This window comes from Desulfosarcina sp. (assembly GCF_055467485.1).
In genome coordinates, this window is the sequence record NZ_JBUOIV010000003.1 from 14,235 (window position 1) to 27,791 (window position 13,557).

Sequence of the window (13,557 nt, forward strand, 5' to 3'; positions counted from 1 at the left end):
TGACGCCACGTTTCCATCAACAGAAAAAACAGCGGCAGTGATGTGGACCTGAAGATGTGACCGGATTGGCAGGCTTTTTTCCGAAGAAGCAACCAAGGTGCAGTTTAACCATCCAGAACGTTAAGCAAAGAAAAAGATGAAACCAATTGCAATCATATTGACCATCCTTTTCCTGTGCGGTTGCGTCAAAAGCATCCACACGGCCGCTATCGATCAGAATATCAGCGCGGTTAACGACTACCTGTCCAAGGGCGTGGATATCGATGAGCCTGACCGCAACGGTTTTACAACACTGATTTATGCGGCCTACTACGGCCACTTTCCCATGGCCAAATACCTTATCGACAAGGGGGCCGATGTGAACCTCAAGAACGGCGAGGGCCAGACTGCGCTGCTTTACGCGGCCTATTACAACCACATCAATATCGCCAAGGTCCTGCTGGAACACGGCGCCGATCCCGATATCGTCAACAATCAGGGGTACAATGCCTATGAGTATGCCAAAAAATTCCAATTCAAAGAGATGCTGGATTTGCTTGACGCCCATGGCGCCAAACCGCTGTATTAACGATTGCGTCCCTCACAGCATGTCCGTTCATTTTTAAAGACAAACCAAGGAGAGGCTGCACGTATGGCCCAACGGGGCCATTTTTTCTCCTGCCGGTTGCAGGATGGATGCCTCCTTTTTTTTGCACGGGAAGAGATGCTCTGTTAACCTGCTGCCATGAATGGTTGCGAGGTGCCATCGATTCATCAAACCCGGATAGAATCAAGCGGCAGCGGGACGTGCAACGCCTGCGGACCTTCAAAGGAGATGGAATATGTGGAAAGCGATTGGAATCGGCCTCTATTTTTACGGTTGGTACGCACTGTTTAGATGGGGCCGCAAGAAAGGTAAGCCGGATGTCGAAACACTGGCATGGTTGATGGGAGGGCTTTCCGTCCTGATGCTGATTTTTATGCTCCTGAACTGGGGGCTTGTCGCCCTGGGATACAAATAAGGCTGCGCGCCGGGGTCTGGCCGGGCAAAGTTGCCGATCCCAACCTTGTTGGCGTAGGTTGTAGCCTTTTACGCTTCCCCGGATGATCTTTTTGAGGCTATGGTGGCATTCGGTGAGCATGCAGGAAAAATACGAATCCATCAGGGACGACAAGGGCTATTGCAATCAAATTGAAAGCTGCATTCACAATCATTCCGAAGCAGACTTCAGCAATGGCAGATGCACCGATTGCGTGAAACCGCTATACCCGGATTTCAGGGGATAAGGGGGCCGTTGCGGATCGATCGAACGGTCGATTCTTCACCGGCGCTCAAATGTAATTTAGGGGACCACTCTTACCAGTACCGGCAGATCGTTTGTGCGGCATCCATGATAGGCCTGATATCCGAAACGTCCTGGAATCGGATGCCCAGCTGCTCAGATCGGCGGCAGCGTCCGCTATTTTTAATTAAAGCCGGAACGGATTCTGCCGATATCATTTCAGCTGAGGGAAAACCTGTCCCGCTGACTTGAATTGAATCCGTTCCCAGCCCGACTGCTTGCGGACGGCTCGGAACGTCTCTGAACGGATCTCATTCTGACGTGCTAACTCGTGCAAGGCTTTGCGCCCTGGGTCTTGCCCCCTCTTTCCTTATTGACACCCAGACCGCTCTTGGGCGTCAATGGTTTGACACCCATTGACCGTTTGTTGCCCTAATTGGAATAAAGTCAACTGAATTTAAAGGAAAAAGAAAAAACCTCACAATAGCGGCACGAAAAATGCTCTAATTTGATGGCAACGTGCAAACGTTCCTCCTCCTCCCTCAAGACAAGGCCCTTTACCGGGCCTTGTCTATTCTTACCCTTTCATCCTATGGTGGAATCGGTCGCCTTGCCACAGTCGCCAGCATGGACTGAACTCACGGTTAGGCATCCTCTGCAACCAAACCGAAAAGGAGATCTGCAATGCAAGCCGTTCACGTTCAGGAGGCACCCGATGCGATCGGTCCATATTGCCACGCCATGAAGGCAGGCAATCTGGTATTTTGTTCGGGCCAGACACCGCTGGATCCGAAGACCATGAAGCTGGCCGGCTCCACCATTGAAGCGCAGACCCATCGCGTATTGGATAATCTTTCAATCGTCCTGGCCGGGGTGGGGCTGAGCCTGCAAGACATCGTTAAAACAACCGTGTACCTTTATGACATGAATGATTTTCAGGGTATGAACAAGGTCTATGCGGAGCGGTTTCAGGGCCACCGACCCAGCCGGACAACCATCTCCGTCAAGAAAAACCCCCTGGATGCGCTGGTGGAAATCGAGTGCATCGCCGAACTGCTCCCACGCTCCGGCCGGGGAACCCCCTAAGGGGAGGCAGCAACCGCATTTCCCTCGGGGTTTTGCAACGAAGCGCGTTTCCGCTCATCGGGGCCGCAACCATTTAAAATTGAAAATCAGAGGCGTTTCGACTATTTTGGCCATGACAACGACAAGGCCGTTTTGTTTCCGGTTGTCGGTGCAACGGCGGCGCATAACCAAAGGAGAGCGGTGATGGCATGGTTCAACTTGTTTTCAGGTCCGTCTGCCGAACGGCTCGAACAAAAAGGGGATGCGTTGGTCGCGGGCGGGTTTTGGGGCGCGGCCAAGCTGGAATACGAACGCGCTCATCGGAAACGGACTGTTGCCGCCGGCCTGGACCGGGAGAGCCTGAACCGGCTCGAAAAGAAGATCGCGGGCACCCGGGAGGCATTAGCCCGTGAGCATCACCACAATGCGGCGGATCTGTCCGCAATCGGCGATCACGAAGAAGCGCTTGAGCTGGTGGCCCTGGCACTGACCCTGACCGGCGATGACGCCCTGAAAGAAACCCTGGTGCAGCAACGCCGCGATTTAGAGGCCGTTCTTAAATCTCGGATCTTCCGGACGCATTCAGAGCCGGATGAGGAGCGGGACCCGGAAGAAGAGCGTGCAAGCGTTGAGTCGCCCGAGGAAGCCTTCAGGGCCCTGTGCGGCACTTTGCCCGATACGGTGAGGCGGGCATACCTGGGGTATGGCCCCGATTTCAAAACCGGTTACCTCGCCTTGAACAGCGGCGATTTCGAGGCTGCCGCAGACTATCTCGCCAGAGCCCTTGAAGCCTGGAATGCGGCGGACAGCTATATTCCCCTGGAACTGGCCACCGCCTGCCTGCAACTCAACCGACCCGAGCAGGCCCGGCAGCTGCTGGAGACACTGCTGCAACACCATCCGGATACCTTGCCGGCCTACCAGATTTTATGCGAAATTTATTGGGAACAAAAGGACTTCGATCAGGCCGACGCCCTGTTGGCTTCGATTCCCGGTGATTTGGCGGCGTCCCTGGCCGTATTTGTCCTCAAAGGCGAAACCCTTTTTCAGGCCGGTGACTTCGACGTCGCCAAGACCTTCTACCGCGATTTTCTGGCGACCTATGGCTGGGACGATTCCATTGCCGCTGCGCTGGCCAGAACCCACGAGGCCCTGGACGAAATGGATCATGCGCGCCGGATGTATCAGGAGATCATGATGCACGGCAACAGCTGTCATCGCCGCATCGATCCGCTGGTCAAGGAAAAAGTTGCCGATCTGTCCTTTGCCGCCGGCAAGCGCGACACGGCTGTATTAGAGCTCTACCTCGCCCTGGCCCAGGAACAGCCCGAGAAGGCTTCCCTGTATTACGCCAAGGTCAGCCGGATTTATCAAGCTACAGGCAACGAGACCGAGGCCAGGCGATTCCAGGCGTTATCCGATCAGATGACTCGCATGCACGCTGACCGCACAATCGACCACGCGCAGGGGGGATGACGGATCCCGAGATTCGATACCCGGCCCGCTATTTTAGCCAACGATCACGCACTTCGGGGTCCATGCGGACAAGCCGTTTGCCCGGAGACCCTCCGAGGAGGTCTCCCAGACGGTCAACGAACACCAACTCCTTGACAAGAATAGGAAATTTTGCGAACGTGGATTCATCCTACTTCCAAATGGAGATTCACACATGGCACTGACGAAACATGACATCGTGGAACAGGTCTACAATGAACTCGGCTTTTCCAAGAACCAATCCATAGAAACCGTTGAAGCGCTGCTTGAATTGATTAAAGCCTCCTTGGAATCCGGTGAAGATGTCCTGGTCAGTGGGTTCGGAAAATTTTGCGTGAAGAAAAAAAATGAGCGCAAAGGCCGGAATCCGGCTACCGGTGAAGATGCCATCCTTCCGGCCAGGCGGGTGGTGACGTTCAAGTGCTCTGGCAAGCTGAGAAAAACGGTAAACGGGAATTAACCAGCCGGAGCTTCATCCCCCACTCCTTGCACAATGGGATCATGGTCGTTGGCATGAAAAAGGACCCGGCATTTACATTGAAACGCCCTCCGGTTTTTCTCCCTGATCCTTGTTGGCGACATGGATTACTAAAAGAGCCGGCGCGTGTTTTCTGCGCCGGCTCTTTTTTACAAACACAGGCGAGTTGACAGCCCGACAAGCATTCGCGCTGCCGCCAGTTTTAAACCAACCGTCCAGATCGTGTTAAAGACGAAATGGGCGGCTTCAGTAGGCTATTTGTAAATTCCAGCCCCGACAAAGTAAGGGGTGCCGGGCACCCGATAGATGTAGCTGCTCTTGGCCACCGGATTTTCCTCGCCCGGTTTTGGCCACATGTAATCCACCCAGCCGGAGCCTTTGCCGCCGGCGACCTGGATGAACTCCACGAACAGGGGCTTTCCGTCGGTATCCTTCACCTGGATCACATTGTCCTGCTGAGTCAGTTCCGGTTTGATTGGGTGTGCGATCATTTTGCCGTCCAGGTCCATTAAAAACACATAGGTATCTTTCCAGACAAACGGCCCTTCCCTGTCTCCAATGGTCTGGCTGGCCATTTCCAAGCCTTTTTCCTTGACCAGCTTTCCCGCCGCTTCGCATTTGGCGACCACTTCTTCTTTCGTGGCGCCTTCGGCCCATGCCAGAGCGGCAAAACAGGTTACCAGGATAAAGACGATGGCAGTGGTATGGATTGATTTTTTCATTGGCGCTCCTCCCTTTCGATAGGTTGATGAATGGTGGTTCCATACGGTAAATCAAAGGTCTGTGGACGGGTGTCTATCGGCATCACCTCCTTTTGCATCGAGGGTTTAATGGGCCGGGTACCGATAAACCGCCTGTTGAGCATAAGACTTCCCGGCAAGGCATCGCCTCCATGGGCCATGACGGACACCCGGAGGCCGAACGGATCGATGAGCTGTGGTTGCAGCGTGTCGGAGAAGAGAAAGGCAGTGGCGGAGAGTCAGCGGAACGAACAATCCCGTTGAGCCAAGTTCAATTCAGATGGTTGTCCATGTTGTGAAGACACGCGGTCGTGGAAACAGTTGCTTGACCTAAAGGAACGATCGGTAACGAGGGCCTGGAAGCCCGCTTCTTGGAAATCGAACTAATTTCCTCTAGCAATTACCGCGCCTAATTTATAACCAATTGAAATAATAGTGTATTAATTTTTACTTAGGATGGGTCCCGGCTGGCCGGTTACGTAACTTGCACGTGCGATGGTAATTTTGGCTGGGTGCTTCCGTTGTGCCGTAGGGGTTGTCCTTAATCGAAGATCGGCTCAAATATGATTGTGTTTGAGATGGATTCGCTTTTTTCTGACCTCGGCCGATTCGTAATAGTGGGTTTTTTTGTCGATCCACCAGCCGTTGGCCCGGTTTTCCCCGTCGACATATCCCAGATCATAACCATGCCAGGCACCTGCCAGAAAACAGGCGAGGAGAAGAAGGAGGGTGATGGTCGCTGCGACGAGTCTGCCTTTTGTAATCAACGATCTCATGATGGTACCAATCCTTTGGCGCTGCGTTTCACATTCCATTGTCGGTTCGCTCGCCGGAAACTTAACCCTTTTTCCGACACACCGGGTCCACACCCGGCAGCGCGCTCAATACTAATGGCACCATTGTCCTGTCCTGTATGGGCGTCACGGCAATCTGTTTGACCTTCTTTCCTAAAGCACCTATGATGCCAACGGGTTGTTTTTAATAACCGTTCTCGAACCCTTCGTGGGTTTTAGGAACCGGCGTCCGAGGATGCTCCCGTGTGCGCTGGGAAAAGCCGTTGACGACGCATTTGCCATCAGACCGACCGGCGTTCAGACCGATTGACCATTGAAAGCGAACATCATCCATGAATAAACCGTCATCAACCGACGCTACCCCGGCTTCCGGTCGACTGGGCACGTTTGCCGGTGTGTTCACCCCCAGCGTGCTGACCATATTGGGTATCATCCTCTTTTTGAGGCTCGGGTATGTGGTCGGCAGCGTCGGATTGGCCCGGGGCCTGGTTATCATCGCCCTGGCCAACGCCATCAGCGTGATCACCAGCATTTCCCTGTCTGCCGTGGCCACCAACCTCAAGGTGAAAGGCGGCGGCGATTACTACCTGATTTCGCGTACGCTGGGGCTTGAATTCGGCGGCTCCATCGGCCTGGTGCTCTTTCTGGCGCAAAGCGTGTCCATCGCATTCTACTGCATCGGTTTTGCCGAGGCGGTGGCCGCCTTTTTTCCTCAGGTGCATCCCTTGACCGTTCAACTGATTGCTGGCGGTGCGGTGGCGTTTCTTTTTATTTTTGCCTGGCTGGGTGCGGACTGGGCCACCCGTTTCCAGTTTGTTGTCATGGCTCTGCTGATTGCCGCACTGCTCTCTTTTTTCGTCGGCGGCATCCGCAGCTGGGATTCGGCGCTGCTGGCGGCCAACTGGGCATCGCCGGAAAATGGTGCCCCCTTTTGGATTCTCTTTGCCATCTTTTTTCCCGCCGTCACCGGCTTCACCCAGGGAGTTAGCATGTCCGGAGACCTGGCGGATCCGGGAAAAAGCATTCCTTTAGGGACTTTTATGGCCGTGGGAATTTCTATTTTGGTCTATTTTGCCGTGGCCATCCTGTTTGCAGGGGCCCTGCCCAACCAGGTCCTGTCGTCGGACTACGCTGCCATGAAAACCGTTTCCGCCGTGGGATTTTTCATCGATGCCGGTGTGATTGCCGCAACCCTTTCCTCGGCCATGGCCTCATTCATGGGGGCGCCGCGAATCCTGCAGTCCTTGTCTGCCGACCGTATTTTTTCCGTGCTGACACCTTTTGCCACGGTCAGTCAACCGTCGGGCAACCCCCGACGGGGCGTGCTGCTCTCCGCCGCCATTGCTTTTGTGACCATCGCCTTGGGGCAGTTGAACCTGGTGGCCAGCGTGGTTTCCATGTTTTTCCTGATTTCATACGGTCTGCTCAACTATGCCACCTATTTCGAGGCCAGAACCCAAAGCCCTTCTTTTCGACCGCGCTTCAAATGGTTCTCTCCCCCGCTGAGTTTGGCGGGTTTCCTCATCTGTGTCGGCGCCATGCTCGCCATCGACCTCAAGAGCGGGGCCGCGGCTATTGCCCTGTTGTTGGCGGTGTACCAGTATCTCAAGCGAACCGCCGGCCCGGCCCGGTGGGCCGACAGCGCCCGTTCCCATCATCTGCAGCGGGTGCGCCATCATCTGATAGCCGCCGGAGCGGATCCTGAGCATGCCCGTGACTGGCGCCCCCAATTGCTGGTGTTTACCCAGGATACCAAGCGCCGCGTCCCGCTGCTGGCATTTGCCGCCTGGATCGAGGGTGGCACGGGTTTTACGGAGGCGGTGCAGATCATCGAAGGTGACGGTCTGGCGGCCAGAAAGGTGCAGGAGTCGGCCCACCGGGCGCTGGCCGAAGCCATTGCTTCCGGCAGCTACGCCATGTTTCCCCTTACCGTGTGTGCGCCGGATGTCACCCAGGCCATGGGGGTTCTCATCCAGAGTTCGGGCATCGGCCCGCTACGCCCGAATACGGTGGTCCTCAACTGGATGGGGGAGTCCGCAAAAGCCATTTCCGGCATCGGCGCTTACACCTACGTAAAGAACTTGAGGCTGATATTCCGGCAGGGAAAAAACCTGGTGGTACTGCGCATGGACCCGGAATCCTGGGGCCGGCTGGAGTCCCGACCGCGAGACGGCCGCCGGATTGACGTGTGGTGGCAGGGCAATGCCTCTAGTCGCCTGATGTTGCTGCTGGCACACCTGATGACCCGCAACGAACCATGGGACAAAACCACGCTACGGGTGCTGACGCAGGGCGATGGCACGCGGATTGAAATCGAAAAGGAGAAGCTGAATAAAATAATGGAGGACATTCGCATCGATGCGGCCGCCGAAATCGTCGATAATTTCGATGCCGAAACGATCGTGCACCAGTCGGCCGATGCGACCTTTGTGTTTTTGCCCCTGACTATCAGGCAAAACCGCATTCTCGATCCTACCGGCCAATCATTCGAACGCTCCCTGCCCCGACTGCCGGTGTCTGCAGTGGTCATGGCCGCAGAGGACATCGATCTGGATGCGGCCCCCGAAGAGGGTTTGGCCGCTCAGATTGCCCGGGCGGCCGACGACCTGGACGCGGCTCGTAAAAAAGCCGCGGCTGCAGAAAAGGTGGCAGCCGAAAAACTGACCGCCCTGGAAATGCTCAATAGCCGGCTCAACGCCTTGGAAAATAAAGGCGTTTCCGGTGTGGTGCCCCTGGATGCCCGTGAGGAACTGAAAGCGGAAATCAAGGATGCCGAATCGGGTGCCGAAAAGGCTCATCGACAGGCGATCAAGGCCAAGGTCAAAGCCGATGATGCCGCCAAGACCATTGATGCGTTGAATCCCGGATCAACATCTGAAAAGGAACCGCTGAAATAAATGGTGCCTTTTTCACCAGCCTGAACCGCCATATGGAGATGGTTATGCCCAGTCCCAACCCGGCTTACATTGGTGCGTTGATCGACCTGGTGAACGCCAGTCCTTTTCCAACGCATATGCTGATGCAGCTCAAATCGATTGCCTTCGACCATGCGGTGGTTTCACTGAGAACCGACACCTGTCATCTTCAGCCATTCGGGATAGTCCACGGCGGGGTGTTGGCCACGCTCATCGATACGGCCACGTTCTGGGCAGCGTTCCTCAGGCTGCCCGCCGATGACGGATTGGTCAATATCGACTTGAAACTCAATTACCTGGAGCCGGTATCAAGCGGAATGCTGACCGCCACCGGCCGCTGCATCCGGGCCGGCCGGTGGCTGAGCTATGCCGAGGCCAACGTGACGGAAGCTGACGGAAAGCTGGTTGCACACGGCACGTCGACCCTGATGGCCCTGCCCGGAAAAGGGCTTGACCTAAAGGTGAACAAGTTCCTGGGCGGTTGATGCTTGGGCACCCATTGCGTGTCCCCGCATGAGCACCGTTCAATGAGTGAAAAAGACTTGATTGTTGAGGGGTTTTAAGTTGATATATAGCAATTTGTCGTTCACATATGGAAAACGTTCTGCCCTGAGTCAGGGGGTCCTCGCACCCGCAGCCACGGATAGTCGATCATGATCATCTATTGTGAGGAGTGTGGTTTTAAAAACACGATTGACGAGGCGCTCGTCAAAGGTCCGAAGCCTCAAATCCCCTGCGGGAAGTGCGGGGATTTTCTGCGCTTTTACGGACTGAAGGCAAAAGCCCTCAAGACGTCCGCGTCGAAGAAAAAAAAGGTGACGCGATCCTGTCTGATCCTGAAATACGGTAAAGTGGTGGTCCTGGTAAACGAATCCAACTCTCGCGTGGAGATCGGTCGCCAGAAGAGCAATGACATCCAGGTGGTGAACAACCGGGTCTCTCGTACGCACGCCTTAGTCGAGTACAAAGATGGAAAGTTTTATCTCACCGACCAAAGCTCCAACGGCACCTATCTTTTAATGGAGGGACGCAAAGGCGTCACCGTCAGAAAAAAAGAAATCATGTTGACCGCCAAAGGCGTCATCGGTCCGGGATACAAGGTCGACTTCAAATCCCCCGATGCGATTTATCTGCTGTTCGAGCAAACCCCCTGATCCTTCCTCACCGACATTGCTGCAGGATCGGAGCAATGTCGGGATAAACCGCCAACCGATGAAAGCCCTGACCAAAGGGGACCGTAAGGATGTGGCCCCTGTTGATGAAGCTGTTTCTCCTTGTGTTTGCGGCCGAATCGGTCGGAATCCTGGCGCAGCATTTTCCGCCAAAGCGCCATCGTGGGATGCGTGCTGGCCGGCAGCACTGAGGGGGCGCTGCTGTTCAACTATGGGACGATTGCGTCAGTGGCCGAACTGGGGGTGGTGCTGTTGCTTTTTTCCATCGGGCTTGAATTCTCCTTTCAGCATCTCAAAACCCTGTCAACGCAGCGCCGAATCCTTGAGAAAGGATGCGGGGGTGAGGGATCACCCGACAGGCAGGGGTGCATTCAACCGGCCGCCGGAAAGGAGAGCCGGGTTTTCCAGCCGGATCAGCCGCTGTTTGACGTCAAGCCCGCCGCCGTAACCGGTCAGGGTGCCATTTTTTCCGATGACCCGGTGACAGGGAACAATGATGGAGATCGGGTTTCGGCCGTTGGCGGCGCCCACGGCCCGCACGGCACCCGGCCTGCCGATACGCCTGGCAACCCATTGGTAGGAGACCACCCGGCCATAAGGAATTTCTAAAAGCGCCGACCACACCTTCATTTGAAAGGGTGTGCCTTCCGCAAGCAGATCGACGTCGAAGGTCTTGCGGTTGCCTGCAAAATAGTCGGCAAGCTGTGCTTTCAGCGAGGTGAAATGGGACGTGTCCCGCCGCCAATCCGCCTGGACGGCCAGCGGGTGTTTTCCATTGATGAAATTCAGGTGCCGCAGTCTGTTCCCGTCTCCGGCCAGAATCAGGGTGCCGGCCAGATCGGTTTGAAGGAAATCATAGATCATTGTGCCTCCTATACCAGCCACAGGTAAATCGCCGCGTAAGCCCGCCAGGGGCGCCAGGCGTCGGCACGCGTCATCACCTGTCTGACTGTCGGCCGGGTGCCCCCCACCTGGAGGGCCTTTATGATGCCCAGGTCCGAAGCGGGGAAGGCGTCGGGCTCCCCTAAGGCGCGCATGGCCACATAATTCGCCGTCCACTCTCCGATGCCCGGTATGCTTGTCATGGCATCGACAAAGCGGGACAGCTCGCCGATCGTGTCCAGCTGCAGCGATCCCGAAACGATTCGCTGGGCGAGGTGTCGAAGCGTCTCTTTTCTCTTGCGGGGCATGCCGATGGCGACCATGTCGGCGGCCAGCATCTCGGCGGCAGTGGGAAAGAGCCGTGTCAAATGAAGCTTGCCGCCGGCGTCACAGGGTACGCCGAACAGGTGGGCGATACGGCCGAGTTGGGTGACGGCGCCCTTGACCGAAATCTGCTGGCCGACCACCGCCCGCACCGCCGTTTCGAAGGGATCCCATGATCCGGGCAGACGCAGTCCTGGTGCTTTCCGGATCCGTTCGGACAACACCGGTTCTTGGTTTAGGGCCTGGTGAATGGCCCGGGGATTGGCATCCAGGTCGAACATTCGCTTTACCCGTCCTACCACCCGGATCAACTCACGGCTGTCCGTGATGTGCACATCAAGTTCCAATGCGTGGCCTTTTCGGGCGTGTCGCACAGCGATGGTCCCCCGGGCGGTCGACAAGCGGATGGTCCGGTGGTAGATTCCGTTGCCCGCCCATTCCACACCGGGTATGGCCCTCCCCTGGAAAAAGGCCAGCATCCGGTCCCAATCGTATGGCGGCCGGTAGGGCATCGTCAGGGAGCACCTGAACCCGTGATCGGACCGCGGGCGTGCCGGCGGGCGGCTCGCCCGCAGCTGAGACGGCGTGCGGCCGACGTGCTTGCGAAAAACGGCATTGAAGCGTCGTAGGCTGCCGTAACCGGCGGCAAAGGCTGCCTGGATAATGGGCATGTCCGTTTCCACCACCAGCCGTTTGGCAAACAGCAGGCGCTGGTTGTCTGCAATGGCCTTGGGCGTGGCTCCGATATGCTGCCTGAACAGGCGGCGCAGATGTCGGGCACCAACACCCAGGCGCGCGGCCAGATCTTCTGCGGTACCGCCGTTGAGGGCACCCTGGCGAATCAAATGCATGGCCCTGGCGACCGTGGCCGATGTGCCGTTCCAGGCTGGTGTGTCCGGGGCCGTCTCGGGCCGGCAGCGCAGGCATGGGCGCAGGCCGGCCGATGCGGCGGCGGCCGCCGTGGGATAGTAAACGATGTTTTCCGGCCGGGGAGACCGGGCCGGGCAGATGGGGCGGCAATAGATGCCCGTGCTCTTCACGCCGATGAAAAACAGGCCGTCGAAGCGCGGATCCCGGGCCAGTCTGGCACGATCACAAGCCGCACGGTCCATTAGGGTATTCATATTCAGCCTGTAGTGATGGTGGAGAAAATCCGGTATTGTCATGACTGCCATTTCCCTTTATGCTCTGCGACATATTCGGATGTTTTCGGTCGGCTGACAAGTCGTTTTCGGACATGTTAATAAAAAAGGAGGCGAGGTCCAGATGAAAAAGAGCATGCAACGGATGGCAGCCGCATGGTTGATCGTATTAATGATGGCTTGCTCGAATACGACTAATATGACCCGCGCTTATGTGGACGACAATCGCATTGGAACGCCCGTCAAAGACGTCCTGGTGATCGCCGTTATCGATGAGGCCGAAATTCGTGAAGTATTCGAAACCTATTTTATGAAAAGGCTTACTGCGGCCGGGGTCGAGGCGATTACCAGCGCCGATGTGCTGCCCATCGGGGCAGACACCAAACTTCAAAAGGAGGCCATCTTAACGGTCATCGATGAACATGGCAACGATACCGTCGCCATTACTCATCTGGTGGGTTTGGAGGAAAGTGAGGTCTTCAGCCGATCTATCCGGCGCTCGCCCATGTATGACCTTGATTACTATCGGTTTTACAACTATGCCTGGGATTATGTTCATGCGCCCACTGTTTATGGTGAACACATCCGAATCAGCCTTGAAACCCGGTTATACGACGTGAAGACGGAATCGCTGATCTGGGTGGGAGAATCGCAGACCATGGATCCGAAAACCACCGGACAGGCAATCGGACAGGTGGTAGACGCGGTCATGGACGAGTTGAAAAAGAACGGACTGCTGCCAGAACCCAAGTGATCGCAGCCTTTTCCCATACCGATTCGGTTCCCGCGTCAAGTGGGTGTTTTCATTTGAACCGGCGGTCACGGATCAGTTTGTCCTTGTCGGTACTCACCGTGTCAGCGGGGATCGCTTCTCGTTCCTCCTCCTTGCAGGTGGAGATTCCCAACATGGCGGTGACAGGACACCAGGCCATCACGGCTGTGAGGAAAACAACGGCGCCGATCCAATAAAAGCCGTTCCACCAGCCGGCGCCAAGGGCCATGAACACCAGACCGGCGACAACACGGATGATGCGGTCGATCTTGCCTACATTGCATGTCATGGGCAGCTCCTTTCACTTTTTCAAGTTGCCTGCCACGTCTGTAGAGCAAGACGAATACCAACTTCCTGAAAATAAATTGCATATATTTATAGATGGTTATGGAGTCGTCCACAATGGCCATACACTCCGGGTGTCAGTCTTTTTTACCGGGTGACAAGAATGGATGCGCCAGCATGGCTCCAGGATGACAACAACATTTATATGCCGTACGAAATGGCGTTTCCAATT

The 13,557-nt window shown here is 55.9% G+C and carries 14 protein-coding genes; 9 read left to right on the forward strand and 5 right to left on the reverse strand.

From position 1 onward, the window contains the following. Positions 1 to 136: 136 nt before the first annotated feature. The 5 genes from ACZCED_RS02145 to ACZCED_RS02165 all read left to right on the forward strand — a co-directional run bounded on the left by ACZCED_RS02145 (position 137) and on the right by ACZCED_RS02165 (position 4,281). Positions 137 to 568: an ankyrin repeat domain-containing protein gene (locus ACZCED_RS02145; RefSeq protein WP_464860121.1), complete on the forward strand. Its 432-nt coding sequence runs from the start codon at positions 137 to 139 to the stop codon at positions 566 to 568. A gap of 253 nt (positions 569 to 821) precedes the next feature. After that, on the forward strand, positions 822 to 1,001 hold the full coding sequence (locus ACZCED_RS02150) for a hypothetical protein (RefSeq protein ID WP_464860122.1): 180 nt from the start codon (positions 822 to 824) through the stop codon (positions 999 to 1,001). Between the two features lie 945 nt (positions 1,002 to 1,946). Then, positions 1,947 to 2,348 (forward strand): RidA family protein, encoded by a 402-nt coding sequence (locus ACZCED_RS02155; protein WP_464860123.1) that lies wholly within the window; start codon positions 1,947 to 1,949, stop codon positions 2,346 to 2,348. A gap of 183 nt (positions 2,349 to 2,531) precedes the next feature. Next, positions 2,532 to 3,803 (forward strand): tetratricopeptide repeat protein, encoded by a 1,272-nt coding sequence (locus tag ACZCED_RS02160; RefSeq protein WP_464860124.1) that lies wholly within the window; start codon positions 2,532 to 2,534, stop codon positions 3,801 to 3,803. 193 nt (positions 3,804 to 3,996) lie between these two features. Then, complete coding sequence (locus ACZCED_RS02165; RefSeq protein ID WP_462971335.1) at positions 3,997 to 4,281, forward strand: integration host factor subunit alpha; 285 nt, start codon at positions 3,997 to 3,999, stop codon at positions 4,279 to 4,281. A 272-nt stretch (positions 4,282 to 4,553) separates the two neighbouring features. Here ACZCED_RS02165 and ACZCED_RS02170 read toward each other — a convergent pair whose 3' ends face one another. Both ACZCED_RS02170 and ACZCED_RS02175 read right to left on the reverse strand, forming a co-directional pair. After that, complete coding sequence (locus tag ACZCED_RS02170) at positions 4,554 to 5,021, reverse strand: cache domain-containing protein (protein WP_462971336.1); 468 nt, start codon at positions 5,019 to 5,021, stop codon at positions 4,554 to 4,556. A 575-nt stretch (positions 5,022 to 5,596) separates the two neighbouring features. Next, entirely contained in the window at positions 5,597 to 5,815 is a 219-nt protein-coding gene (locus ACZCED_RS02175) for a hypothetical protein (RefSeq protein WP_464860125.1), read from the reverse strand. 350 nt (positions 5,816 to 6,165) lie between these two features. Between ACZCED_RS02175 and ACZCED_RS02180 the strand changes: the two genes are divergently transcribed. From ACZCED_RS02180 to ACZCED_RS02190, 3 genes are all read left to right on the forward strand, one after another. Further along, the gene (locus ACZCED_RS02180; RefSeq protein ID WP_464860126.1) at positions 6,166 to 8,730 is read left to right on the forward strand and encodes an amino acid permease; all 2,565 of its coding nucleotides are present in this window, start codon (positions 6,166 to 6,168) and stop codon (positions 8,728 to 8,730) included. Between the two features lie 44 nt (positions 8,731 to 8,774). Continuing rightward, complete coding sequence (locus ACZCED_RS02185) at positions 8,775 to 9,233, forward strand: PaaI family thioesterase (protein WP_462971339.1); 459 nt, start codon at positions 8,775 to 8,777, stop codon at positions 9,231 to 9,233. 168 nt (positions 9,234 to 9,401) lie between these two features. Further along, positions 9,402 to 9,902 carry an FHA domain-containing protein gene (locus tag ACZCED_RS02190; protein ID WP_462971340.1) on the forward strand — a complete coding sequence of 167 codons (501 nt, stop codon included), beginning with the start codon at positions 9,402 to 9,404 and terminating at the stop codon, positions 9,900 to 9,902. A 366-nt stretch (positions 9,903 to 10,268) separates the two neighbouring features. Here ACZCED_RS02190 and ACZCED_RS02195 read toward each other — a convergent pair whose 3' ends face one another. Together ACZCED_RS02195 and ACZCED_RS02200 are read right to left on the reverse strand one after the other, a co-directional pair. Beyond that, positions 10,269 to 10,784: a methylated-DNA--[protein]-cysteine S-methyltransferase gene (locus tag ACZCED_RS02195; protein ID WP_462971341.1), complete on the reverse strand. Its 516-nt coding sequence runs from the start codon at positions 10,782 to 10,784 to the stop codon at positions 10,269 to 10,271. Between the two features lie 8 nt (positions 10,785 to 10,792). Beyond that, entirely contained in the window at positions 10,793 to 12,292 is a 1,500-nt protein-coding gene (locus ACZCED_RS02200) for an AlkA N-terminal domain-containing protein (protein ID WP_464860127.1), read from the reverse strand. A 100-nt stretch (positions 12,293 to 12,392) separates the two neighbouring features. Here ACZCED_RS02200 and ACZCED_RS02205 point away from each other — a divergent pair, with 100 nt between their 5' ends. Then, complete coding sequence (locus tag ACZCED_RS02205; RefSeq protein ID WP_462971343.1) at positions 12,393 to 13,022, forward strand: DUF4136 domain-containing protein; 630 nt, start codon at positions 12,393 to 12,395, stop codon at positions 13,020 to 13,022. Positions 13,023 to 13,071: 49 nt separating this feature from the next. Here the strand turns inward: ACZCED_RS02205 and ACZCED_RS02210 are convergent, their stop codons facing one another. Continuing rightward, positions 13,072 to 13,329: a YgaP family membrane protein gene (locus tag ACZCED_RS02210; RefSeq protein ID WP_462971344.1), complete on the reverse strand. Its 258-nt coding sequence runs from the start codon at positions 13,327 to 13,329 to the stop codon at positions 13,072 to 13,074. Positions 13,330 to 13,557 lie beyond the last annotated feature (228 nt).

Bases quoted from the DNA above. Each gene is read 5' to 3' on its own strand.
- ACZCED_RS02145 (WP_464860121.1), top strand. From the start codon at position 137: ATGAAACCAATTGCAATCATATTGACCATCCTTTTCCTGTGCGGTTGC.
- ACZCED_RS02150 (WP_464860122.1), top strand. From the start codon at position 822: ATGTGGAAAGCGATTGGAATCGGCCTCTATTTTTACGGTTGGTACGCA.
- ACZCED_RS02190 (WP_462971340.1), top strand. From the start codon at position 9,402: ATGATCATCTATTGTGAGGAGTGTGGTTTTAAAAACACGATTGACGAG.
- ACZCED_RS02195 (WP_462971341.1), bottom strand. From the start codon at position 10,784: ATGATCTATGATTTCCTTCAAACCGATCTGGCCGGCACCCTGATTCTG.
- ACZCED_RS02210 (WP_462971344.1), bottom strand. From the start codon at position 13,329: ATGACATGCAATGTAGGCAAGATCGACCGCATCATCCGTGTTGTCGCC.
- ACZCED_RS02160 (WP_464860124.1), top strand. From the start codon at position 2,532: ATGGCATGGTTCAACTTGTTTTCAGGTCCGTCTGCCGAACGGCTCGAA.
- ACZCED_RS02200 (WP_464860127.1), bottom strand. From the start codon at position 12,292: ATGACAATACCGGATTTTCTCCACCATCACTACAGGCTGAATATGAAT.
- ACZCED_RS02180 (WP_464860126.1), top strand. From the start codon at position 6,166: ATGAATAAACCGTCATCAACCGACGCTACCCCGGCTTCCGGTCGACTG.
- ACZCED_RS02170 (WP_462971336.1), bottom strand. From the start codon at position 5,021: ATGAAAAAATCAATCCATACCACTGCCATCGTCTTTATCCTGGTAACC.
- ACZCED_RS02155 (WP_464860123.1), top strand. From the start codon at position 1,947: ATGCAAGCCGTTCACGTTCAGGAGGCACCCGATGCGATCGGTCCATAT.
- ACZCED_RS02175 (WP_464860125.1), bottom strand. From the start codon at position 5,815: ATGAGATCGTTGATTACAAAAGGCAGACTCGTCGCAGCGACCATCACC.
- ACZCED_RS02205 (WP_462971343.1), top strand. From the start codon at position 12,393: ATGAAAAAGAGCATGCAACGGATGGCAGCCGCATGGTTGATCGTATTA.
- ACZCED_RS02165 (WP_462971335.1), top strand. From the start codon at position 3,997: ATGGCACTGACGAAACATGACATCGTGGAACAGGTCTACAATGAACTC.
- ACZCED_RS02185 (WP_462971339.1), top strand. From the start codon at position 8,775: ATGCCCAGTCCCAACCCGGCTTACATTGGTGCGTTGATCGACCTGGTG.